We start from the raw sequence: 25385 nt of genomic DNA, 5'->3' as shown, positions 1-25385 counted from the left end.
TAAATAAAAAAAGAGAATGTCCTTTTGGGACATCCTCTTTTTTTATTAAGCTTGTGGTTTACGGCTATGATGTTTTCTTTCGCCACGTCCATTTGAAGATCCTGGGCGACCTTGACCTTCACCTTTACGACCACCACGGTTGCGGTTACCATCACGGTTACGATCACGATTACGACCATCTCCGCCGCGTCCATCACGACTACGGTTACGGTTACCATCACGGTATCCACTTCCGTTACCACCGCGTTTTTTAGAACCGCCACCTCTTGAAACAACTGGTGGTTCTGATGTTAAAGCGATTGGAGTTGTATCTGGCTCTTTTGTCATCATTTTTAAAGCAGCAGCTACTACTGTTACAGAGTCATTCTCTTCTAACATTTCTTCTGCAATACGCTTGTAGTATGATAAGTTATCACTTTCAATTGTGCTTTGAAGTTTTTCTGCAATTAAACGCTGTTGACCTTCTAATGCTTCGTCAAGTGTCGGTGCATTCATGCGGTCCATTTTACGTTTTGTTGTACGCTCGATATTTTTTAATTGTCCTGATTCACGTGGTGTTACAAATAACATTGCAATACCTTTTTTACCAGCACGACCAGTACGACCAATACGGTGAACATATGATTCTGGATCTTGTGGAATATCGAAGTTATATACGTGTGTTACACCTGAAATATCAAGACCACGCGCCGCAACGTCTGTTGCAACAAGCACTTCAATAGAACCTTCTTTAAATTTACGTAATACAGACATACGTTTCGCTTGTGTTAAATCACCATGAATACCTTCTGCTGCATAACCACGTAAGTTTAATGCTTCCGATAATTCATCAACACGACGCTTTGTGCGACCAAATACGATTGCAAGCTCTGGAGATTGAATATCTAATAAGCGTGTTAATACGTCAAACTTTTTCTTTTCTTGCACTTCTAAATAGAACTGCTGAATGTTTGGCATTGTTACTTCTTTTGCTTTTACTTTAATGTGTTGAGGTTCAGTCATGAAACGCTCAGCAATGCGACGGATTGGGTCTGGCATTGTTGCTGAGAATAATAATGTTTGGTGTGTTTCTGGCACATCTGTTAAAATTGCTTCAATATCTTCAATGAAGCCCATGTTTAACATTTCATCTGCTTCGTCAAGAACAACAGTTTCTACGTTTTGTAGACGAAGTGTTTTACGGTTAATGTGATCTAAAATACGTCCCGGCGTACCAACAATAATGTGTGGGTGTTTTTTTAGAGCACGAATTTGGCGGTTAATATCTTGGCCACCATAGATTGGTAAAATACGAACGCGTTTATGCTTACCAATTTTGTAAAGCTCTTCTCCAACCTGAATTGCTAATTCACGCGTTGGCGCGATAACAATACCTTGAACTGATTCTTTATGTGTATCCACTTTGTCTAATAGTGGCAATCCAAATGCTGCTGTTTTCCCTGTACCTGTTTGCGCTTGCCCAATAATATCTTTACCTTGCAATGCATGTGGAATTGTTTCAGCTTGGATCGGCGTAGCCTCTTCAAAGCCCATACTTTCAACAGATTGCAGTAAAGACTCACTTAATCCTAATTCTCGAAATGTTGTCAATGTTACTTCTCCTTTTCTATCCTATACTTATCATTTAAAAAAAGGCATTTTCCGAACTTGCGGAAAAGCCCTTTTCCTGAATTCTCACGTATATAAACGGGCGTATATTCTTCACGAAAATACTTCTAAACGTTATTACACTTTATCAATTATAAGTTTTGTATGTGCAAAAAGCAAACCCAACTGTTACCTTATTTCATATAAAGAGCTTTTTTCTTTACTTTTATTTTTCATTTTTTTACTGTAAGCGCTTATTAGCAGTTTCCACTATTTTTGTATCTGTCATCCCTATTTACACACACCAATTATTTCAACATCGTAATAACTTCTTCTAACTTCATTCCACGAGATGCTTTCACTAATACAACGTCTTTCACATCAATGATTGCTTTTAAATCTTTCACAAGTTCTTCTTTATTGTCATATGCTTTTACACGTTCATTAGGGAAGTTAATTTTTGCCCCTTCAGCAATTTGAGTACCTAGTCTACCGTACGTAAATACATAGGAAATTCGAGCTGGATCAATTAGCTTACCTACTTCGTAATGAAATTGCACTTCTTGGTTTCCAAGTTCTAACATATCACCAAGAACAACAACTTTTTTAGAAAATCCATCTAAACCATTCATTAAATGAAATGCAGCTTCCATAGCTGTTGGACTTGCATTATATGCATCATTAATAATTGTTAACCCATTTTCTGCTTTCACAATTTCCATACGCATGCCTGTCATTTGAAGTGTTACTAAACCCTGTTTCATTTCTTCCCATGTTACACCGAAGTATTTTGCAATCGCCATTGATGCGAGCGTATTATATACATTATGTTTCCCAAGAACCGGAAGATAAAATACAATATTCTCATCCTGATTCATTTTAAAATACGTCCCCGTTGCTTGCAATGTTACTGAAGTGGGATAATAATCATTTGCTCTCGCATCACCAAATGTAACAGTTTCTGCTGATAGATTCATCTGTGGAACACGATTTGTTAATAGAGGTTCATCCCCATTGTATACAAATACTCCACCTTCTTGTAAACCAGTCACGATTTCAAGCTTCGCCTCAGCAATCGCATCACGAGAACCTAAATCCATCAAATGTGCTTCCCCAATATTGGTAATAATCGCAGCATTAGGGCGAGCTAACTTAGATAAAAATTCAATTTCACCTCGGCTAGACATCCCCATCTCCAATACAGCCATTTCTGTATTTTCTTCTAAGCTTAAAATAGTAAGCGGCAAACCGATATGGTTATTAAAGTTTCCCTCTGTTTTTTGAACCTTAAATTTAGTTGCAAGGAGGCTTGTTACAATATCTTTCGTAGACGTTTTACCATTACTTCCTGTTACACCTATAACTTTCACATCTAGCTGATCACGATAACTTTTCGCTAATGTTTGCAACGCGGATAGAGTATCCTCTACAAAAATCACCGGTATATTAGTAGGTGGATTTTGTACATCCTTTTTCCAAAGTGTAGCTATAGCACCATTTTCAATTGCTTTCTCTACAAAAGAATGTCCATCGAAACGCTCGCCCTGAATCGGAACATATAAATTACTCTTTTCAATTTTTCGTGTATCAATTGATACGCCCTGTACTATAATTTCGGCATATTCCTCTACTAACCCTGTACCATTCGTCATTTGCTCAATTTGTTTTAACGTTCGTTTTATCATAAAAAAACACTCCTTACATAGAAGAAACACTATTCTCTTGAATAGTGCTTCCCCCTTTTTTGTTAGATTGTATATTTAATTTTTTTCTTTTCTTCATGACGCTCAATCGCCAAACGAATTAATTCTTCAATCAACTCTGGATAAGGTAAGTTAGTATGTTGCCATAATAATGGGAACATACTAAATGGCGTAAATCCCGGCATTGTATTTACTTCATTAATATATACTTCCCCATCTTTCGTTAAGAAGAAATCCGCTCGTGTTAATCCAGCACCATCTAATGATTGGAACGCAAGAATTGCATCTCGTTGAATCGTAGCTGACTCTTCTTCTGTAATTTCAGCTGGAATAATTAGCGCTGTATCACCATCAATGTATTTTGATTTATAATCATAAAATTCTTTCTTAGGTACAATTTCACCTACAACAGAACATTTCGGCTCATCATTTCCTAAAACGCCAACTTCCACTTCACGACCAACAATATTTTCTTCTACAATAATCTTGCGGTCAAATTGGAACGCTTCTTCAAATGCTTTCTCTAATTCTTCACGATCTTTACATTTATTAATCCCAACACTTGATCCAAGGTTTGCTGGTTTTACAAAACATGGGTACCCTAGTTTTTCTTCTACTTTATCATAAGCTACTTGACGGTTTTTCTCCCATATACTACGAATGAAAGATACGTACTTCGCTTGTTTTAATCCAGCTTCCGCAAAGATATTTTTCATAACAACTTTATCCATACCAGCAGCTGATGCTAATACACCATTACCAACGTATGGAATGTTCATTAATTCTAACAGCCCTTGTACCGTTCCATCTTCACCATTTGGTCCGTGTAACAATGGGAAAATAACATCAATTGCCTCTTCTTGCTTAGAAGAAGAAACAGGGATGATTTCTGAACTTAATGATACTGGAGAAATTGCATTCTCCTCTCCGTTCATTTGTAATGCCTGCACACTCGTTACTTCACCTTCAATGCGCTCACCACGCATCCATTGGCCTTGCTCTGTAATATAAATTGGATGAATCTCGAATTTTTCTTGATTTAATGCTTTAATCGCAGCAAGAGCTGTTTGTAATGAAACTTGATGCTCTGCTGATTTTCCACCATATAATAAACCTAATTTAATTTTAGTCAATGAAATCACCCTAACCAATTGTTTTCATTTTTCTATTTTAGCACTTTTTATAAAAATAGGCAGTCCTATTTAAAATAAAGTGAAACTTTTCTCAGCATTGACCTTACTTCCCTTAAATAACAGGATAAAATGCCAATCCCTTGAATGACAGAACTCACCAATCGGAATTTTACGGGCAACCCGCTACAAATAGCGGGATAAACAGTTATTCTAATTCCATATCTTTCCTTGCAACAAAGTTATGACCTATTCTAGTTATGCACCTATATATATGAAGAAATACCGCTTTATGTGTATGTCACCTATTAATTATGAGGATTGTTTCACCACATCTTCCTTTTGTCTTTGTTCCACAAGGCGATCTAAAGAAATATATACAAGACCTGCTATTACACATCCCACTCCTAAAACCGTGAACAACAAGTGCCCTAGCAATCGATCTAGTAATAATCCGCCAAGAAGCGGGCCGAATGCATTCCCTGTAATCCACTGTAAGCTCGCCGCCCCCATATATGTTCCACGTAAATGCTCTGGTGCTAAATTTGCAACAAATGTCATTTGTACAGGCGACATAATCATTTCACCTAGCGTATATACTGCATAAACAACAAGTAATGTTATTAAAATAACCGTAGCATTTGCTCCAGATTCACCAAACCACTTAGGTAACCAACCAATGAAAAGCAATCCAATTCCAAATAAACAAGCTCCATATAACATCGTCTTTCCAACCGGTTTATCTGTTGCCCATTTTGAAATTTGAAATTGGAATAAAACAACTAGAAGTCCATTTAAAGCCATTAAATATGGATATGGGTTGTTTTTACCAAATATCTCTTTCATTTCATTATCAAAATGAAGAGGGAGCATACCTTCTGTTTGTGAAAAACCCATGGAAACAATAATACCCGCCAATAAATAAATTATGAGTACCTTATCCCTCAGAACAATTTTCCAAACCGATTCTGATTCCTTTTTCGTATCCCCTCGCTCTTTCAATGCAGCTTTTGGCATGGTTTCTTGAATAAGCATTAACACAAGAAGTGCATAAAATAGCATTGTAGATGAAGCAATAATAAACACTAAATTTTTGGAAAGCACAACTACCGAAGCCCCCATAATCGGCCCGATTGCTGCCCCAATATTATGTCCCATTCGTAATAAACCGTACGCCTCTGTTCTCTTGTCAGGTGCTGTCACGTCCGCTACCATCGCCGATGCTGCTGGATGGAATAGCGAGTTACTTAATCCTAAAAAAATAGACAGAATAGCATAAGGAATAAACCCTTCTATAAATAAAAAACCAAGCATTAACAATGCATTACTCGCCATCGAAAATATCATAATGGGTTTTCTACCATATATATCAGCAATTCTCCCCCCTATTAGAGAACCAAAACTTGCTGCAATGGGAGAAAGTGCCATAATGACCCCTACTTCTAATAAAGAATCTACTTTATCTTTTAAATATAATGCAAAAAACGGCATTAACATCATCATTGCAATTCCATTCAACGTTTCCCCTATAAAACGAATCCACACGTTACGATCCATCGCTTGTAACTCACGCCACGTCTTTTTCATTTACAACACCCCTTTAATCAGCCACTCCTTATCTTATATCAATATTAGAAAACTGTAAATTTTCAAAATAAAAAGATCCGTTCTATTCTATTTAGAACGGATCCCTCTCCTATAAATTTGCTACATCTTCCTTATCTTCTTTATTATTTAAAACACTATGCTTCCGACTATATAAGAAGTAAACCGCTACACCAATCACCATCCAAATACCGAAGCTCATCCATGCGGTTCCTGATAGTTGAAGCATTAAATATAAACAAAAGATAACTGTTAACGCAGGTAAAACTGGCACAAGCGGCGCTTTAAAAGCACGTGGTAAATCTGGGTGTGTTTTTCTCATTACAATAACAGCAACAGCTACAAGTGCAAATGCGGATAATGTCCCCATATTTACAAGATGGGCTAGTACATTTAAATCAATAAGACCTGAAATAAGCGCTGCTATAATACCTGTTGTCCATGTATTTAAAAATGGTGTTTTAAATTTCGGATGAACTTTCGCAAGACGCTTCGGCAGTAATCCATCACGACTCATTGCATATGAAACACGTACCTGCCCATACATCATAACTAACATTACAGTTGTAATTCCTGTAATTGCTCCTACCGAGATAACACCTGCTAAACCATCTTGTCCAATAAACTGAAGTGCAAAAGCTACCGGATCAGAAATATTCAGCTCACCATAAGGTACAATCCCTGTCAAAATAAGTGAAACAACGATATAAAGAATGGTACAAATGAGTAAGGATGCTATAATACCAATTGGTAAATCACGTTGCGGACGTTTTACCTCCTCCGCTGCTGTCGATACAGCATCAAATCCAATGAATGCAAAGAATACTGTTGCAGCCCCAGCCATTACGCCATCGAGACCAAACGGCATAAACGGTGTCCAGTTTTCCGGCTTTACATAAGTAAAACCAGCAAAGATAAAGAGTAATACAACTGCTATCTTAATAAAAACCATAATATTGTTTACGCGAGCACTTTCACGTACACCTCTAGATAAAAGAACAGTCATAATTAAAATGATAATGACAGCTGGTAAATCAATAAGGCCACCCTTTCCCGTTCCAGGAGCAGAAGATAGAATGGTCGGAATGTGAATTCCAAAGCCTTTTAATAAAGATTGGAAATAAGCAGACCATCCATTAGCTACCGCAGATGTTGCTAATAAATATTCCAACATTAAATCCCATCCAATTAAAAATGCAAATATCTCTCCCATCGTCGCGTATGTATACGTGTAAACACTTCCCGAAACGGGAACAGAAGATGCAAATTCTGCATAACAGAATGCAGCAAAAGCACAAGCTAATGCAGCTATAGCGAATGACAAGATGATAGCTGGTCCAGAATGTTTCGCTGCCACAACACCAGTAAGAACAAAAATCCCCGTTCCAACAATAGCCCCAATCCCAAGCATTGTTAAATCTAGCGCTCCCAATGTTCTTGCTAATGTTTTCTGTTTACTTTCCTGCAGTAATTTTGCAATTGGCTTTTTCTGAAAAATTTGCTTCATAGCATGCACCTCTAAGTTTCAATTTTCTGAAATTTAATTATTTTTATTTTACTTACAACACACTTCTTAGTCAATACCTTTGTCGGAATAAACAGAAAATTATATAATCAACAAGCAATAAACAATATGTAAATACTGTATATAACTATATCTCTATATCTTTTTATGATTATTTTTGATATTCTATAAATTGTCGATTCCAACTAAAGAAAGAGGCAAACTCATTTTATGAGTATGCCTCTTCTTATCTAGCCATTTGCGGGCAGTATTGCTACCCGTGAGAGCTAATAATCAACTGGGAATAGACTCCCACTGATTAGAGTTTCACTTTATTTCGTATTATATGAACCCTCTTCAATCCAGCTATACATATACTTCTCATCTTCCGTCGCATGTGCTTGTTTCACAATACGGAGCGGACGGAATGTATCGATCATAACCGCTAATTCAATTGTTTCTTTTTTCCCTAAGCTTGCTTCTGTTTTTCCAGGATGCGGTCCGTGTGGAATACCACTCGGGTGGAGTGTAATTGAGCCTTCTTCTACGCCTTTTCTGCTCATAAAGTTCCCTTCTACATAATAAAGAACTTCATCACTATTTACGTTACTATGATAATACGGTGCCGGGATTGCCTCTGGATGGTAATCATATAAACGCGGCACAAAAGAACAAATAACAAAGTTATGCCCTTCAAAAGTTTGATGGACTGGCGGTGGCTGATGAACACGGCCAGTAATCGGTTCAAAATCTTCTACATTAAAGACCCAAGGATATAAATATCCATCCCAACCGACAACATCTAACGGATGATGCTGCATAACATGCTTATGCATATAACCTCTCGACTTTGTCATCACGACAAACTCGCCTTTTTCATCGTATGTCTCTAACTTCTCTGGCCCCCTGATATCTCTTTCACAGAAAGGACTATGTTCTAACAATTGACCATACTCATTACGATAACGACGCGGTGTTGTAATTTGGCTATTTGCTTCTACAACAAGAAACTTAGACTCTCCCTCATCTGGAATAACTCGGTAAATTGTTCCGATTGGGATTGTTACATAATCACCTTTCCGGTAATGAATCGTTCCGAACATCGTCTCAATTTTCCCAGTTCCATAATGAACAAATAACATTTCATCTCCATCACCATTACGATAGAAATAATCCATTTTTTCTGTTGGGTTAACAACACCAATTAACAAATCTTCATTTCCTAATATAAAATTCCTTCCGTTTATCACATCTCCAGTTTTCTTGTTTTCTTTCGTACGAAAGTGACGATGGGCGAGCGCTACGTCTTCTTCATACTGCAACTGACAAGAATATGCTAATGCAGCATGCCCTACTTCTGTTGGCATATAATGATGATACAAAATAGATTGTGTACCAGAGAAACCTTTCGTTCCCATCACCTGTTCACGATAAAGTGATCCATCTTCTTTACGAAATTGTACGTGTCGCTTATGAGGAAGCTCCCCCATGTGACGATAATACATGCCCATCACCTGCTTTCATTTCTTTTTTCACTGTATTACGCATTGTGCCTAGCCCAGTGATCGTAAGTTCTACAACGTCACCATCTTGTAACCACTTTTCTGTACCAAGTTCTAAAATACATCCAGTTCCAACCGTGCCAGAACCGATTACATCTCCTGGGTATAAGGTAACATCCTCTGAAGCACGTTCTATCATTTCTGCAAACGTATAGTAAATGTCTCGGAAATTCCCTTTAGACAAAAGTTCTCCGTTCACATGAGCAGTCATTTCTAAGTTATAACGTTCACCAGTGCGATAAACATCTAATTCCTCTTTTGTAACAAGATAAGCTCCTAATGAAGTAGCGAAGTCCTTTCCTTTTGCTGGACCGAGTCCTACTTTCATCTCCTCGGCTTGCAAATCTCTTGCACTCCAGTCATTCATAATACAATAACCGAAAATATATTCTTCTGCTTGTTCACGTGAAATATTTCTTCCTTCTTTCCCAATCACACAAGCAATTTCTAATTCGTAATCAAGCTTTTGGGATTGTTTCGGGCAAGAAACAGAAGCTTCCGGCCCAATAACGGCACGGTGATTTGTAAAATAAAAAACAGGAATATCATACCACTCTGGAACGACATCTAAACCACGACGCCCACGAGCCGTTTTGACATGTTGTTCAAACGCATAAAAGTCACGAATACTACCTGGATTTGGAATGGCTGCACAAAGCTCCACATCTTCCAGTGAGTACACACCACTTGTTGGTTCTCGAATACCACGCACTATTTCTGCATACTCATCCGCTTTCTCTAAAAAAGCGAGCATAGATGAAGGAAGAGTGCCATTACTTGCTATATTCATATCAATTACTTTGTCACCTTCAAGCCAACCAGCACGCATTCCCTCTGAAGGAAGACGAAATGTAATAAATTTCATCACTTTCCCTCCTTACTGTTCATATAAAGTACAACTTGAATCAGTGGGAGACATAGCTCCCACTGATCAGTAAAAAATTTTATAGATTTCCACGTCGCTCTTGTTCTCTTTCAATGGATTCAAATAATGCTTTAAAGTTTCCTTCGCCAAATCCACGAGAACCTTTACGCTGAATAATTTCGACAAATAATGTTGGGCGATCTACAATTGGCTTTGTGAAAATTTGTAGTAAGTAGCCTTCATCATCACGATCTACAAGAATCTTAAGCTCTTTTAACTTGTCAATTTCTTCATCGATTTTCCCAACACGCGCCGTTAACTCTTCGTAATACGTATCTGGTGTATCCAAAAACTCCACTCCGTTTGAACGAAGCGCTTCAACTGTTTTCACAATATCATTTGTTAATAACGCAAGATGCTGTACACCCGCACCATTATAAAACTCTAAGTACTCCTGAATTTGTGATTTTCGCTTTCCATCTGCCGGTTCATTAATTGGAAACTTAATACGACTTCCATTTGTCATAACTTTTGACATTAATGCGGAATACTCTGTGCTAATATCATCGTCATCAAAATGAATCATTTGTTTAAAGCCCATAACGTTTTCGTAATAGCTAACCCACTCTTCCATTTTTTCAACGTTGCCGACAACGTGGTCTACAGCGATTAATCCTGTTTCTTCACTCGGAATATTAAATTCAACTTCTTCATAACCAGGCATAAATTTACCTTTATAATTTTTACGCTCCACAAGGGTATGGATTGTATCACCATACGTACCGATAACCGCCTTTTTTAATGTCCCATGTTCATCCGTTAATTCTTCCGGTGGAGCAATCGCAACAGCACCTCGTTTTACAGCCTCTGAATAGGCCTTTTCAACATCATCAACGAGTAAAGCTACATCTTTTACTCCATCACCATGGATCTTTACAAATTCCGCAATACGGCTATCACTATTTAAAGTCCCAGACACAACAAAACGCATGTTTTTTTGCACAAGAACATAAGAAACCTTTTCACGGTTTCCTGTTTCTAATCCAGAATAAGCAACAATTTTAAATCCGAACGCTCTCGCAAGGTAATAGCTTGATTGCTTTGCATTTCCCACATAAAATTCTAAATGATCAACATCACGTACCGGAAAGAAATCTTCCATTTGTGCAGCTAACGTATCCATAGATTTTTGTTTCATAAATTCCTCATCCCCCTGTAAATAAATTGAATGTTACATACTGAGAACTAATCGAAAGCGCTTCCAAATACCACTTAAAAAATAGTTAGCAAGCTAACAAATTTCTAACTTTTAAAATTTTCTATCTTTTCTGTTAAATACCTCTTTTTTCTTCCATATAAAATTCGACTTTTTTCTCTTTAAGATAACAGGGAATCCATGCATATAAGGATATAATTTACTGATGTGGATCTAGAACAAATAAAAAACGATTAGAATACAAAAAAGACCCTAACATATTAACTACCTATAATATGTTAGAGTCTTTATTTTTTTTGAATAATGGTACGAATAATATATGAGAATTCCCTCTTATCTATACCTATCATACTAATACATTTGCAAGGAATACAATAAGCGCTGTTAATACTGCTGCTCCACCTGCTGCCCCTAATAAATCCATCTTTGTTACTTGTAATACCTGTTCCATACTCCTCATTCTCCTTTCAGCTTTTTGTAACTCTTTATACTATTCTATTATACTAATGCACTTGAAAGAAATACGATCAATGCTGTTAATACTGCTGCTCCACTCGCTGATCCTAATAAATCCATTTTTGTTAGTTTTAATACTTCTTTATTTTCCATTTCTCTTATTCTCCCTTCAATTCACAACTATTTTTCCTGTTGTAATACTTATTCCACTCTCTGTACAAAACCTCTATTATACTAATGCATTAGCAAGAAATACGATCAATGCTGTTAATACTGCTGCTCCACTCGCTGATCCTAATAAATCCATTTTTGTTACGTGTAATACTTCTTTGTTTTCCATGCTTTTCATTCTCCCTTCCGTTCACAACTTTTTTATTTGATACAATAATCCGTTCTACTGCTTGTACAAAGTTTCTATTATACTAAAACGTTAGAAAGAAGTACGATCAATGCTGTTAATACTGCTGCTCCACCTGCTGATCCTAATAAATCCATTTTTGTTACTTGTAATACTTGTTCGTTTTTCATGGTTACTCTCTCCTTATCAATCGGTATTTATATGTAATTTCTAAGAAATGATTAATTCATAGTTTTTATCTTAACGTTACATTAAATTAATTCGTGTAACGTTTGTAACATTAATGTAACATAACTTTTTTCATACTGCAATATAAATACATAAAATTTATTACATTTTTTTTACGATACGATCAAAAAACATTTATAAATCCCTTTGTATGGCGTTTTCTAACACGCACACGTTTGTAACATTAATGTAATATTTGAGTTACAAAACGCAATAAACGTAGCAACAAAAGTATGGAGTATCTCATCTACTACTTTTTGTTACAAAAATATCATCCTTATATTCTCTTTCTACACTATTTGAGATCTTATCCAACGGAATATCTATCTTCTTCATAATTTGCAAGAATGAACGCTCTTCCATTTTTTCTATCTCATCATACCCTTTCGAAATCGTTTTAAAGATTTGTTTCATTAACATTTCCATAAAGCCCAAGATAAGTTTATATGTTTCCTCAAGATAACTATGTATAATAAAAGCAAAGAGGTGGTCAGTTTGAAATTAATCGCACTAGATATGGATGGTACACTATTATCATCTAACCTTGAAATCTCCAAAGAAAATTTACAAGCTATTCTTGATGCTAAAGCAGCCGGTCATGTTGTCATGATTTGTTCTGGTCGTGCAAAAGAAGATGCCTTAAAACTATTGGAAGAGTACCAATTATCACTTCCAGTTGGAGCAAGCAATGGAGCAATTGTTTACGTTGATGGAAAAGTAATTAACGCACGTTGTTTACAAAATGATAAAGTATACAAGCTTGCTAAATTACTAGAATCTGAAGGTTTTCCATATAAGCTGTACACAAATAAAGGCGTTTATTCTCCTGATAATTGGAAAGAACAAGTAATGCATGCATTCGAAAAAAATAAACATACGCTGGATGTTACAATTGAAGAACTTGAACGGATTACAGAGAAGCAAAAAAAATCGAAATTAATTACCGATTTTCAAAAGATCGAAGACGTCGTAAATAATCCCGAATTAGAAATATCGAAATTCTTTATTTTGACGTTTGATGCAGAGCATCGCTCACAATTACTGCAATCTTTACAAGAAGATAAAGAAATTATGGTTACAGCATCAGCTCCGACGAATTTAGAAATTATGGACAAACATGGTCATAAAGGAAATGGATTACAAGAAATGGCATCTTATTTCAATATTCCACCTCAAGATACCATTGCCATTGGGGACAACTTTAACGATGTACCAATGTTAGAAGTAGCCGGCTTATCGGTTGCGATGGGGAATGCTGAAGAAGATGTAAAGAGATTATGTGATGTTGTTACATTAACAAATGATGAGCATGGTGTTGCACATGCAATTGAGCAGTATGTACTAAAACAGCCATCAGCAAGTAAATAAGAGAAAAGGACTCTTCCGTATTTGGAAGAGCCCTTTTTTTACACATGATGACAGGCAACAAGATGTCCTTCTCCAACATCACGGAATTCCGGCACTGCCTGCTTACAAATATCTGTTACAAACGGGCAGCGTGTATGAAAACGACAGCCTGATGGTGGATTTACTGGACTTGGAATATCTCCTTGAAGAATAATTCTTTCACGCTTAACAGTTGGATCGGGAATTGGTACAGCTGATAACAACGCCTTCGTATATGGATGAAGCGGATTTGCAAACAATTCATCACGATTGGCTGTTTCCACGATGGTCCCTAAATACATAATCCCAATTGTTGTACATAAGTGTTCGACAACACTTAAATCATGTGAAATAAATAAATAGGATAAACCCTTTTTTTCTTGTAATTCACTAAACAAGTTTATAATTTGTGCTTGAATAGATACATCTAACGCTGCAACAGGTTCATCAGCAACAATAAATTCTGGATTTAGTACCATCGCTCTTGCAATGACGATACGCTGACGTTGTCCCCCAGAGAATTCATGCGGATAACGATCAATATGATATGGTGCTAAACCACATAACTCTAGTACTTCTAGCACTTTTTCACGAACATTCTCTTTCGTAGCTAAACCATGTGCTAACATTGGTTCACCAAGTGCTTCTCCAATTCTCATTCGTGGATTCAATGAACTAAATGGATCTTGGAATACAAGTTGCATATTAGGACGATGCTTTCGCAATTCCTCTTTTGATAACACGTGAACATCTTGCCCTTTAAATTTTACTTCGCCCTCTGTTTTTTGAACAAGGCGCAGGATAGTTTTCCCAATCGTCGTCTTTCCACTTCCCGATTCACCTACTAGTCCAAACACTTCACCCTTATTAATAGTGAAGCTTACCCCATCTACTGCTTTTACATGCCCAATTGTTCTACTAAATATGCCACCTTTAATTGGAAAATACGTTTTTAAATTCTTTACCTCTAATAATGGTTCACTCATTACTCAGCACGCTCCTCATATAACCAGCAAGCTACTTTATGATGATCTTCATGTATCAAAAGACCGGGTGCTTCATTTTTGCATATTTCCATGCAATGTTCACAGCGACCACTAAAGTAGCAAAATTCCCCTAAGCCAACTAAGTTTGGAACTTGCCCTGGGATAGAATAAAGTTTATCTGTTCGCTTTCCCATTACTGGTTTTGATTTTAGTAGACCTTTTGTATATGGATGTTTAGGATTTTGAAATAACTCTAGCACAGGCGCTTCTTCAATTACTTTACCACCGTACATAACTACAACATAATCTGCCATTTCTGCTACAACACCTAAATCATGTGTAATTAATAAAATCGATGTTTTAAATTCTTCTTTTACCTGTCTCAGTAAATCTAATATTTGTGCTTGGATTGTAACATCAAGAGCCGTTGTAGGCTCGTCAGCAATTAATAGTTTAGGATTACAACTCAGTGCAATCGCAATCATAATCCGTTGCAACATTCCACCACTTAACTCGTGTGGATATGAATGCACAATTTCATCGGCACGTGCAATACCGACCTTACGAATCAATTCAATTGCTTTTTTATACGCCTCATTTTTACTAAGCAATTCATGTTCCCTTAACGTTTCTACAATTTGTTCTCCAACAGTAAATACTGGATTAAGAGATGTCATCGGTTCCTGGAAAATCATCGCAATCTCATTTCCTCTTAAACTGCGAAGTTCCTGCTCTTTCATTCCTAAAAGACTTTTGCCTTCATAAAGGATATCACCACCAACAATACCTCCAGATTCAGCAATGAGTCCCATAATAGATAAAGCCGTTACACTTTTTCCGCATCCTGATTCCCCCACTACACAAACCGTTTCACCTTCTCGTACAGAAAAGCTAACATGATTCACAGCTTTTACTGTACCTTCCTCCGTATGAAAGTGGGTTTGTAAATCCTTTAACTCTACTACTGCTCTACTCACGCTTCCTCACCTACCGCTTCATCTTTGGATCCAATGCATCACGAAGTGCATCACCAAGTAAGTTAATTGATACAACTGTTATAAAAATCGCAAAACCGGGCGGAATCCATAACCATGGACGTTTTTGGAAATCAATTAATGAGTTTGCCGCACTAATCATATTTCCCCATGATGGTGTTGGTGGAACAACCCCAAGGCCTAGATAACTTAATGCAGATTCACTTAAAATAGCTCCCGCTACGCCTAACGTTGCCACAACAATTAATAAAGGGAATACATTCGGAATTAAATGATGTAAAATCTTTCGATAATCCTTTAATCCTAATACATCAGCAGCTTGCATAAATGATTGTTCCCGAAGTGTTAAAATTTGCCCTCGCACTAAGCGTGCAAGCCCCGGCCATCCAATCAAACTTAGCATAATCATAACAACATAAAGTCGATATTCAGATGGAAGTTTCCATTCTGATAAAATAGCACCCATAATGATAAGTAATGGCAATCCTGGAATAGACATTAACACATCCGCAATACGCATAATAATATGATCTACAACACCACGATAAAAACCAGATATAGCCCCTAATAACGCGCCAAGTATGACAGATAGTACCATCGAAGCTAAACCAATTGTTAATGAAATTCTTCCCGCCTGCATCAATCGTGTTAAAATATCTCTTCCAAGCGGATCTGTACCAAGCCAATGAGAAAAACTTGGTGGCTTATTAATTTGTGTTACTTGAATTGTTCCAGAAACATATGGTGAAAAAAATGGCCCGATAAAACAAAATACAAACATAAAAATCAAAATATAAAATCCAAATAGCGCTAATTTATTTTTCTTAATTCTAGTAAATGCCTGTCGCCATGGTGAAGTTACATTTCCTTTTTTCTTATTTTTCTTCTTTACTGTTACAATAGTCTCCATCTTTCTCCCCCCTTACTTTAATCGAATACGCGGATCGACAATCGCATAAACGATGTCCGCTAAAAAGTTTGCGATAATTGTTAGGCAAGAGAGAAACATTGTAAATGCCATTAATACTGTATAATCTCGAAAACTCAACGCTTCTAATTGAATGGTCCCAATTCCTGGCCAATTAAAAATTTGTTCAATAATAATTGCACCAGAGAACAATCCTGGTAATTCAAATGCAAGCAATGTGATTGCTGGTAAAATCGCATTTTTTAGTGCATGTTTATAAATAACGACTCTTTCTTTCAACCCTTTTGCCCGAGCAGTTCGGATATAATCTTGTCTTACAACTTCAAGCATTCCCGTTCTAAAATAACGAGTCAATGAGCCGACACCAAGGAGTGTTAAAATAAACACTGGCAAAATCATGTGCCTAAGTACTTCCAATATGTACGTAAAACCTGTCGAATTACTTCCTATATTAATCATCCCACCAATCGGTAATACATGAAGATCAACAGCAAATACTTTAATTAAAAATAGACCGATAAAGAATGATGGAAATGACATCGCTGCAAAAACACCGATTGTTACCAGTGCGTCAAACCATGAATGTTGCTTTGTTGCTGAAACAACCCCAACAATAAGTGCAATAATCCAAGTAAAAAATAAAGCTGCAGCAGCAACAATGAAGGTATTCCAAATAAATTTATTAAGCAATGATGTGACAGGTTCTTGATATTGCAACGAAAAACCAAAATCACCATGTAGTGCATTACCTAACCAATGAAAGTATCTTTCTAGAATAGGTTTATTTAATCCATACAATTCTCTTAATTCCTGTGCGCGTTCTGGTGTTAACTTTGGATTCGAATCAACATAATCGCCTGGCAGGAGGGCAAATAAGAAAAAGATAATAATAGATGTACCAAGCAATGTAGGAATCATTTGTAAAAACCTACGAATGATATATGTTTTCACCTTTTGTCTCCCCAATCATATTTACTTAAAAATAGAAGAACATTTTTTCAAAACAGCAAGAACTAACAACTGTATGAAAAAACGTCTTCTATTCATTAATTACTTATCCCTATTGTTCAATAGATAAAACAGGTAAGTTTGAACTAATGCTATCGTATTTTTCTGGATTAATTCCTTTTACACGTGAATTGTGTGCTGAAATGCTTTTACGGTAATTTAATAAAATGACAGGGGGATCATCGCTTAATTCTTTATATAATTCTTTATAAATAGGTTTTCTTTTTTCAATATCTACCGTTTCAATACCTTTTTTAATTAATTCATCTACTTTGGGATTACTATAACCAGCCGAGTTATCTGGATGCGTAGATTCAAACTCATCTACAGTTTCACTCGGATCAGAAATAATAGGTGTCGCAACAGCTGCTAAATCATAATCAAACTTTTTAAGCTTCGAAACAAGTGTATTAAAGTCCATGATTTCCGGATTAAACTCCACACCTAACGCCTTATAATTCTCTTTCGCAATTGGTATAAATACCTCTTCTTGCTTTCTTCCACTTGCCGCATAATAACTCAACTTTAATTTCTGTCCATCTTTTTCACGAATGCCATCAGATCCAACTTTCCAACCAGCTTCATCTAACAATTTTTTCGCTTTCTCTAAATTGTACTCATATTGATTTATACCCTTATCATCATATGCCCATGATGTCGGTGAAATCGGTATATTCGCAACAGAAGCATTCCCTTGGAAGTATGTATCTACATATTTTTTACGATCTAATCCGTAAATAAGCGCTTGTCGTACTTTTTTGTCTTTTAAATATGGCTTCTTATTATTAAGGTAAACGAATGAGTATGAGCTCACTGTTTCAATATTGAAGTTAGCAAAGCCTAAGCTCTTTAATTGTTCAATGTTGTCATTATTAGCAGCAAACCCATCATAGTCGGTTTCTCCTGTTTGGAATAGCTGGAAATTCGTGTCTGGTGTTGTAATTTTATAAATAAAGTTTTTAACTTTTGGTTTACCAGCATAATAATGTTCATTTGCCACAAATCGTACTTCTTGACCTGGGACATACTTTTCAAATTTATAAGGCCCTGCCGCAATTGGTTTACCATATAAATCTTTTAAATAGTTTAAGCTTGTATTTTGCTTATAATCTTTTCCATAATAATCCTTAGATAAGACAGGTCCCCCCAAGCTTACTAATGCTTGTGAGTTTACTTTTTCTGTCGTAATTTCAATTGTTTGTGGATTAACTACTTTAATTCCTTCAATAGACGTAGCTTTTCCTTCTTTATAATTTTTTCCGCCTTTAATTGCATATTGTAAAATATCTGTACCACCCTCATAAGCCTTATCATGTAGCAATGTTAATGTAAATGCCACATCATCTGCTGTTAACGGTGAACCATCACTAAATTTTAAATTTTTTCGTAAGTGGAACGTGTACTTTAATTGATCAGAAGATACATCCCATTTCTCTGCAAGCTCTGGAACTGGCTTCCCTTGTTTATCTGTTGATACAAGAGACGCAAATATAACTGATGTTACGTTACCGTCCCAACCATTCTCTTGGAAATATGGTAAGAACACACCACCAGGCTTTGAAATTCCTACAATAAGTGTATTTTTTCTCTGCTTCGCTTTCTCAGGATTTTTCGACTTATCTGTCGCTGTAACCTTCTCTATCTTTAAATCTTTTACATCCTGTTGTTTTGCTGGTTCCGTTGAAGCCTTATCCTCCTGTCCCCCACAAGCAGATAACACAAGCGAACTACTCAGTAATACTGAAAATACACCAGCCCATTTTTTTGTCTTTTTCTTCATTGTCCCCACCCTAACTTTTTTTAATAATTACACTTTATGAACTGCTTGCCTTATGTATACCTCCCACAGCAACATTTTATAACACATCGGAAAAGTCGGTTTTAAATACAAAAAAATAGATATTTATGAGGGGTAACATCTTTATTCCAACTTTTCCGGTAGACTTTATGGTTATTAGATTATACCCTTCATAATATTTTGTCAATTCTTTCTACACTAAATATTTCAATAACCTTCACGAAAATGTTGTTAAATCTTTAATTTGGGTAAATTTAATAATATACCATATATTTTCTACCTATATAACGAAGTAGTAGCCCCCTTTACCCTGTCAATTATTCATTTTATACGCACGAAAGAAACTGTTTAAAAATCAGTCTATTATTCCATCGACAGGCATAGGCTAATAACAAATTACCAAAAAGGGGGCGAAAATATGGACAAACTATTCCTATATGTCTTGCACTATGTTGCTTTGACATTCATGATAGTCGGGGCATTGCTACTGTTTCCGTTCTTCCCAAAGTTCGTCCTCTTTTTAGCATTTCTCTTTATGCTCGGAATTGCAATTAGCATTTCTATAGGAGAAGACGATACACAAAAAGAAAGCAGAGTTCAGCGTTCGAAGCTGTAAACTCTGCTTTCTTTTTTCAATCATAACGTATTCTTGTTAAACCAACTATGAAGAATACACCAGCAAATAGCATAAGTATACCAACATATCCTGCTATATCTGCTAACGTTCCTCCTCTTGCAATCAATTCGGTAAACCCGCGCATTGCCCAAGTTTGTGGAACAAAGTTTGCTACTTTTTGCATCCATTCAGGTTCAATTTCAATAGGCCAATACAACCCACTAATCATACAAGTTGAAACAACAACGAGATTACCTGAAGCTGACTGCTGATCCGTTGTCTTCACAATACTGGCTAAGAATAAAGCTAAACCAATGACTGCTAGTAATAATACCGAAACAAGTATGATCGTCCCTAATAAATTTCCCCACTGTACACCGAACAGGACATTCGTTAATACCATTAAAGTACCAAATTGAATCCATCCGATTAAAAAGAAAGAAAGTATATATCCTCCTAGTATTTGAGCCTTTGAAACAGGCGTTCCTAATAGACGATACCAAACGCCCAGTTGTCTTGCTTTTAAAATTGTTCCTGTTGCACTTAGCATTACAATCATTACAAAAAGAATAGAAAATCCTGCAGCCCGCCCTGTTACGTTATTCATTTTTTTCTCCCCTAGTGCAATGGATTCTTTTTGAAGTGAAACCGGTTCTACCTTTGTATGAATCGTTTCATACACCTTCTCCCAAGACATCCCCCCTATTTGCTCTGAATCTCTTGCTGCCGCTACTTCTATTTCCATCTTTTTTATTGCACTTTGTAATATCTGTTCTACAGATGCTCCCCCGGTAAAATCAGCGCTCGATTGAAATTTAACCTTCTCTATTTTCCCGGCTGCCATACTCTTTTGAAAATCTTTTGGAATTGTCACAATACCTGAGGACTTCTTCTTTTCAATTTTCTGTTTTGCTTCTTCATACGTTACCTTCTCTATAGAAATTAAATCACTTTTCTTTATTTCTTTATAATAGGAGTTAGATAATATAGATCCATCTTGATCTACTAAACTAATATTCACTTTCGTATTTCCACTCTCCCCTAAAAGCCCTCCAAAAATAATTGTAAAAATAATAGGCATTCCGAACATAAGCATATAGCTTTGTGGCTTAATTAAGATTTGTTTTAACTCTAGCCAGCAAAGCGCCCAAATTTTTTTCATGATTTCTCCCCCTATCTCATACGCAAACGGAAAGTTCCGATGATAACGGATATAATACCCACACTAGATAAACTTAAGATAACTGGAAATAACGTATACCACGATGTACCCGACATGATATTTAAAAAACTTGTAAGCGCCCATTTATTTGGAGCGATATTAGCAATGGTTTGCAGGATATCTGGAAATGTATAGATTGGTAACATAGATCCTCCTAGTATGGCTAACAACTGAATTCCGATTCCCCCCATTAAATCCGCTGTTTTTTCCTCACGAATAAATGCTGCGATGAGCATAGATAAACCTGCTACGCAGATCCCATAAGAAATTCCGACTACGGTAACCTGGGAGATATCTTCTCCCCAATTCACATCAAAAGCATAATGAGTAGCAACTACAAATACCTCAAATTGAAGGTATGCGAACAATAACGTTCCAAAAAACTTCCCTATGAGAATGGCAAATGAACTTGTCGGTGTACTTAATAGCCTTGCTAATGTTTCCGTTCGCTGCTCTGTTATAATAGATTTTGCTCCAACTGTTATGTTAAATAATAAAAACATGACTAACATTGCCGCAGCATAATATTGCATCGCAGCAACTGTTTTTGGGCCGACTGTTCCTTTTTCAATTCCCTCTATATTTGAAGTCGCTACTGTTTGTAGATTAGCGCTTACCTGTTTTGCAAACTGTTCAATATTCTCCGGCCGTGATTTTGCTAGATCTGTTACGACGGTCTCAGTAGAAACTGCAACTGTTTGCACACGCTCTGAGAAAGAACGGATAAACGTTTCAGCTATTTTTGCTTGTATATCTTTTGATGGATCTGTAATTAATTTTGCTTCTTTTAATTTTCCGTGTTGTATATGTTCACTCCACCCATTCGAAATCATAATTCCAACATCAATTTTCTGCTCTCTTATCATATCCTCTAACTCTTTTTGTGAGGTTACGACTTCTATCTTTACATCATCTTTTATTTCCTTTGACTGCAATACATCTTTTTGAAATATATCTGCAAACTCATCTGTTCCTTCTTGATAATAACCAATTACTGTTCTAGGTAATCCTCCACTATCGAATGTGTTACTTAGTGCTGATCCTAAAATAGCCGTTAATAGAAGTGGCATAAGTAACATCATCATAAATCCACGTCGGTCTATTAAACGAATTTTTAAATCTTTCCATGCAACAATAAAACTTTTCATGAGTTCCTAACCTCCTTAATCACGAAGTGAACGCCCTGTTAACTGTAAAAAGAGAGCCTCTAAATTTGGTTCTTGCACTTCAAGCTTTAAAATTTGCACATGATTTTCTACAACTACCGAAACAACTGTACCGACAGCTTCTCCATTCTGTAGTCCAATATCAAACGTATTTGTATCCTCTTCGATGACAATCCGTTCTACAGTTGGTATTTCTTTTATTTTCTGCAGCAGCTCCTCTTTATAACGATTCAGTTGTAACTTCACCATAAAGCCATCAGCAAGACGATTACATAGCTCCATTTTCGTTCCTAATGCAATCACCTTTCCATGGTCAACAATAGCAATTCGTTCACATAAATACTCCACTTCTTCCATGTAATGGCTCGTATAAATGACCGTCATACCTTTCTCATTTAATCCTTTTACCGTTTCTAGAATATGGTTCCGTGATTGTGGATCAATCCCAACCGTCGGCTCATCCATAATTAATAACTCTGGTTCGTGCATAAGTGCCACACCTATATTAATCCGGCGTTTCATTCCACCTGAAAATGTTTCAATTTTTTCTTTTGCTCGATCTTGTAAACCAACATATACTAATACCTCATCAGCTCGTTTCTTCGCAATCGCCCCACTTAAACCATACATTTTTCCCCAAAAGATTAAATTTTCTTTGGCTGAAAGTGTAGGGTATAAGGCAATATCTTGCGGAACAATACCAATCTTCCTTTTCGCATCTAATGGATATTCTTTTACGGACTTCCCTCCAACTTTGATGTCGCCACCATCATATGGAATCAGCCCACAAATCATTGATATTGTCGTTGATTTCCCTGCACCGTTTGGGCCAAGCAAACCAAACGTTTCCCCCTTCTTCACTTCAAAAGATACATTCTTTACAACTTCTTTCTTCCCAAACGATTTTGTAATATGATCTACGACTAACATGTCGATTCAGCCCCTTTACATTCATCTTCAATCTCATTGTAAAAAAACATCCTCTTTCTTCCATCATCCTTAAGATAGAAATACAAAATAAAAAAAGTAGCGTAATCTGCTACTTTTTGATTCTTCTCTATGCCAAAAGTCATGTGTATGTTGTAATACCATATCTCACCGCATATATAGCGGCTTGTGTCCGATCCCTCAGCTCTAGCTTACTAATTAAATTAGAAACATGATTTTTTACAGTCCCCTCTGTAATGAACAATTTTTTAGCAATTTCTTTATTGCTCAATCCAAATCCAAGCTCCCTTAATACATCTACTTCGCGCCCTGTTAGTTGTTCCATTTGCTTCGGCTGATTTTCCTCTGATATATCCATTGTTTTTGTTCTTTTTAATTCCTTCACAATTTGAGCTGTTGTATCCTGCGGAAGAACAGCCCCTCCTCCATAGACTGTCAATATTGCCTGAACTATTGCACCTGTCTCCATGTCTTTTAATAAATAACCGCTTGCTCCTTGTTCCAAAGCTTCAAAAATAAGTTCACTATCATTAAATGTCGTTAACATAAGAACCTTCATGTCAGGAAACCTTTTCCTTATTAAACGAGTCCCTTCGACACCATTGATACGAGGCATTCGAATATCCATCAAAATAATTTCAGGTTGTAATTTTTCTACCTTGTCAACCACTTCATCTCCATCACTAGCTGTTCCTACCACTTCAAGTTCTGGACGTAAATTTAATAGCATTGCTAAACCATCACGAATAAGTGACTGATCATCAACGATCATAATACGAATCATCTTGTTCCTCCTACTATCCATATCTTTTCCTTCAGTGGGAACTCAATCTTTAATCGAAATCCCTTTTCCTTTTCGCTCTCAAATCGAATCATGCCGCCATGTTCCTCTACACGTTCTTTCATATTCATTAATCCAAAACCAGGACTCACTTCATTTACACCGATGCCATTATCAGAGATTGATAATACCACTTTCTCATCCAGGCAAGATAACTTCACTTCACATAAACTAGCTTTTCCATGGCGTTTTGCATTCGTTAATGACTCTTGCATAATACGCAACAAGGTAGGCTGTAATGACAACGGAATGATAATTGGATCTCCTTGTAAATGAAAAGCTACTTGTACTTTTGTTACCTTTGAAAAATCATGTAGCATCCCCTTCATACCTTCTATGATGTTTCCTAAATCCTTTTCTTCCTTCAGTGCACGGACTGACGCCCTTACTTCTTGCAGGGATTTTCTAGCTAATTCATAACATGTATGTAAAACTTCTTCTGTAACATCCGATTTTTGCTTCCATAAGGCTTCCGCAAGTTGTAACTGAACAAGTAAAGCTGTCATATTATGACCAACTGTATCATGAATTTCTCGGGCAATATCGTTCCTTTCCCGTACTGCGGTTAATTCTTCCACTTCCTTCGCATATAGCTGTAGCTGTTCATGTGCTTCTTTTAAAGCCTTGTGTGATAATGTCAATTTTTCGTATTGATCATCGACGGTTTGATGGGCCACTGTCAGCTTTTTAATTAGGTTCCCGGCTAAAGCACTGAAGACAACGAACATAAAATTAATAGCATTACTATCCACTTCTATCTTTCCAGTATGTTGATACGTATATAGTAAAATAGCAAACCAACAAACAAAGAAAAAAACAATAAAAAAATATACAACTACTTTCCGCCAGTTATGAATAAACACACCTACGGCATCAATCCCAAATATAATTAAATATAAACATGTCTCAGGAAATAAGAAACCTAATAGTGCTGTAACTACCCCGTTTGAAAGGAATACATAAAATTCTCCCCTTCTCCCTTGATGTGGTTTGATCAGTAAAATGTGATTTATAACATAAATTAAACACGCAATTCCAACAAAGATTTGTAAATTTTCTGTTTCACGTGAAACATGAGTTATATATACCATGCAAATCATAACAATTGTAATGATACGTGCGTATCCTAACATAAAATTCTCCTCGCATTTTTGAAATATTCTTTCAGTCACACCAACATTTTGAAAAGTGTTTTCATAATATAACTGCAAGAAAATTATACTATTTTCATTTTAAGCTAAAGGGTAGTCATACAAAACAAGCCACCCTCGCATATT

At 36.4% G+C, this 25385-nt stretch carries 25 protein-coding genes; 2 read left to right on the top strand and 23 right to left on the bottom strand.

Annotation, left to right across the window (positions count from 1 at the left end; all coding sequences use genetic code 11):
• Positions 1-45: 45 nt before the first annotated feature.
• The 13 genes from M014_RS0116755 to M014_RS0116695 all read right to left on the bottom strand — a co-directional run bounded on the left by M014_RS0116755 (position 46) and on the right by M014_RS0116695 (position 12634).
• A complete protein-coding gene (locus tag M014_RS0116755) occupies positions 46-1590 on the bottom strand; it encodes a DEAD/DEAH box helicase (RefSeq protein WP_026592769.1) in 1545 nt (514 codons plus the stop codon).
• Between the two features lie 305 nt (positions 1591-1895).
• A complete protein-coding gene (locus M014_RS0116750; RefSeq protein ID WP_026592768.1) occupies positions 1896-3272 on the bottom strand; it encodes a UDP-N-acetylmuramoyl-tripeptide--D-alanyl-D-alanine ligase in 1377 nt (458 codons plus the stop codon).
• A gap of 62 nt (positions 3273-3334) precedes the next feature.
• Complete coding sequence (locus M014_RS0116745) at positions 3335-4423, bottom strand: D-alanine--D-alanine ligase (protein ID WP_026592767.1); 1089 nt, start codon at positions 4421-4423, stop codon at positions 3335-3337.
• Between the two features lie 309 nt (positions 4424-4732).
• Positions 4733-6007 (bottom strand): MDR family MFS transporter, encoded by a 1275-nt coding sequence (locus tag M014_RS0116740; protein WP_026592766.1) that lies wholly within the window; start codon positions 6005-6007, stop codon positions 4733-4735.
• Positions 6008-6116: 109 nt separating this feature from the next.
• Entirely contained in the window at positions 6117-7532 is a 1416-nt protein-coding gene (locus M014_RS0116735) for an amino acid permease (protein WP_026592765.1), read from the bottom strand.
• A 329-nt stretch (positions 7533-7861) separates the two neighbouring features.
• Positions 7862-9034 carry a homogentisate 1,2-dioxygenase gene (locus M014_RS0116730; RefSeq protein WP_026592764.1) on the bottom strand — a complete coding sequence of 391 codons (1173 nt, stop codon included), beginning with the start codon at positions 9032-9034 and terminating at the stop codon, positions 7862-7864.
• Positions 9000-9956 carry a fumarylacetoacetate hydrolase family protein gene (locus M014_RS0116725; RefSeq protein ID WP_026592763.1) on the bottom strand — a complete coding sequence of 319 codons (957 nt, stop codon included), beginning with the start codon at positions 9954-9956 and terminating at the stop codon, positions 9000-9002. The genes M014_RS0116730 and M014_RS0116725 overlap by 35 nt, the downstream gene beginning before the upstream one ends.
• Before the next feature lie 79 nt (positions 9957-10035).
• Positions 10036-11154 carry a 4-hydroxyphenylpyruvate dioxygenase gene (gene hppD, locus M014_RS0116720; RefSeq protein WP_026592762.1) on the bottom strand — a complete coding sequence of 373 codons (1119 nt, stop codon included), beginning with the start codon at positions 11152-11154 and terminating at the stop codon, positions 10036-10038.
• A gap of 364 nt (positions 11155-11518) precedes the next feature.
• Positions 11519-11632, bottom strand: coding sequence for a DUF3948 family protein (locus tag M014_RS0116715; RefSeq protein WP_035415253.1), 114 nt, complete (start codon positions 11630-11632; stop codon positions 11519-11521).
• Positions 11633-11670: 38 nt separating this feature from the next.
• Positions 11671-11781: a DUF3948 family protein gene (locus M014_RS0116710; RefSeq protein ID WP_026592760.1), complete on the bottom strand. Its 111-nt coding sequence runs from the start codon at positions 11779-11781 to the stop codon at positions 11671-11673.
• 76 nt (positions 11782-11857) lie between these two features.
• Positions 11858-11968 carry a DUF3948 family protein gene (locus tag M014_RS0116705; RefSeq protein WP_026592759.1) on the bottom strand — a complete coding sequence of 37 codons (111 nt, stop codon included), beginning with the start codon at positions 11966-11968 and terminating at the stop codon, positions 11858-11860.
• 77 nt (positions 11969-12045) lie between these two features.
• Positions 12046-12156 carry a DUF3948 family protein gene (locus M014_RS0116700; protein ID WP_026592758.1) on the bottom strand — a complete coding sequence of 37 codons (111 nt, stop codon included), beginning with the start codon at positions 12154-12156 and terminating at the stop codon, positions 12046-12048.
• Between the two features lie 301 nt (positions 12157-12457).
• Entirely contained in the window at positions 12458-12634 is a 177-nt protein-coding gene (locus M014_RS0116695) for a hypothetical protein (protein WP_155924338.1), read from the bottom strand.
• Between the two features lie 75 nt (positions 12635-12709).
• Here M014_RS0116695 and M014_RS0116690 point away from each other — a divergent pair, with 75 nt between their 5' ends.
• Positions 12710-13582 carry a Cof-type HAD-IIB family hydrolase gene (locus M014_RS0116690; RefSeq protein WP_026592756.1) on the top strand — a complete coding sequence of 291 codons (873 nt, stop codon included), beginning with the start codon at positions 12710-12712 and terminating at the stop codon, positions 13580-13582.
• A 38-nt stretch (positions 13583-13620) separates the two neighbouring features.
• Here M014_RS0116690 and M014_RS0116685 read toward each other — a convergent pair whose 3' ends face one another.
• From M014_RS0116685 to M014_RS0116665, 5 genes are all read right to left on the bottom strand, one after another.
• Entirely contained in the window at positions 13621-14586 is a 966-nt protein-coding gene (locus tag M014_RS0116685) for an ABC transporter ATP-binding protein (RefSeq protein ID WP_026592755.1), read from the bottom strand.
• Positions 14586-15563, bottom strand: coding sequence for an ABC transporter ATP-binding protein (locus M014_RS0116680; RefSeq protein WP_026592754.1), 978 nt, complete (start codon positions 15561-15563; stop codon positions 14586-14588). The genes M014_RS0116685 and M014_RS0116680 overlap by 1 nt, the downstream gene beginning before the upstream one ends.
• Positions 15564-15573: 10 nt before the next feature.
• Complete coding sequence (opp4C, locus tag M014_RS0116675; protein ID WP_026592753.1) at positions 15574-16491, bottom strand: oligopeptide ABC transporter permease; 918 nt, start codon at positions 16489-16491, stop codon at positions 15574-15576.
• A 12-nt stretch (positions 16492-16503) separates the two neighbouring features.
• Positions 16504-17460 (bottom strand): ABC transporter permease, encoded by a 957-nt coding sequence (locus tag M014_RS0116670; RefSeq protein WP_026592752.1) that lies wholly within the window; start codon positions 17458-17460, stop codon positions 16504-16506.
• A 109-nt stretch (positions 17461-17569) separates the two neighbouring features.
• Positions 17570-19297 (bottom strand): ABC transporter substrate-binding protein, encoded by a 1728-nt coding sequence (locus M014_RS0116665; protein WP_026592751.1) that lies wholly within the window; start codon positions 19295-19297, stop codon positions 17570-17572.
• Between the two features lie 436 nt (positions 19298-19733).
• On the opposite strand from M014_RS0116665, the gene M014_RS0116660 reads away from it, so the two are divergent.
• Positions 19734-19931 carry a hypothetical protein gene (locus tag M014_RS0116660; protein WP_026592750.1) on the top strand — a complete coding sequence of 66 codons (198 nt, stop codon included), beginning with the start codon at positions 19734-19736 and terminating at the stop codon, positions 19929-19931.
• A 16-nt stretch (positions 19932-19947) separates the two neighbouring features.
• Here M014_RS0116660 and M014_RS0116655 read toward each other — a convergent pair whose 3' ends face one another.
• The 5 genes from M014_RS0116655 to M014_RS0116630 all read right to left on the bottom strand — a co-directional run bounded on the left by M014_RS0116655 (position 19948) and on the right by M014_RS0116630 (position 25241).
• Positions 19948-21093, bottom strand: a complete 1146-nt coding sequence (locus M014_RS0116655) for an ABC transporter permease (RefSeq protein ID WP_026592749.1) — start codon at positions 21091-21093, stop codon at positions 19948-19950.
• A gap of 11 nt (positions 21094-21104) precedes the next feature.
• The gene (locus M014_RS0116650; protein ID WP_026592748.1) at positions 21105-22301 is read right to left on the bottom strand and encodes an ABC transporter permease; all 1197 of its coding nucleotides are present in this window, start codon (positions 22299-22301) and stop codon (positions 21105-21107) included.
• Between the two features lie 15 nt (positions 22302-22316).
• The gene (locus M014_RS0116645; RefSeq protein WP_026592747.1) at positions 22317-23249 is read right to left on the bottom strand and encodes an ABC transporter ATP-binding protein; all 933 of its coding nucleotides are present in this window, start codon (positions 23247-23249) and stop codon (positions 22317-22319) included.
• Between the two features lie 139 nt (positions 23250-23388).
• Complete coding sequence (locus tag M014_RS0116635; RefSeq protein ID WP_026592746.1) at positions 23389-24051, bottom strand: response regulator; 663 nt, start codon at positions 24049-24051, stop codon at positions 23389-23391.
• Complete coding sequence (locus tag M014_RS0116630) at positions 24048-25241, bottom strand: sensor histidine kinase (protein ID WP_026592745.1); 1194 nt, start codon at positions 25239-25241, stop codon at positions 24048-24050. The genes M014_RS0116635 and M014_RS0116630 overlap by 4 nt, the downstream gene beginning before the upstream one ends.
• Positions 25242-25385: the final 144 nt, after the last annotated feature.

This window comes from Bacillus sp. UNC437CL72CviS29, assembly GCF_000482345.1.
Classification (GTDB): Bacteria; Bacillota; Bacilli; order Bacillales; family Bacillaceae_G; genus Bacillus_A; species Bacillus_A arachidis.
This window is presented reverse-complemented; position numbering and strand designations above follow the sequence as displayed.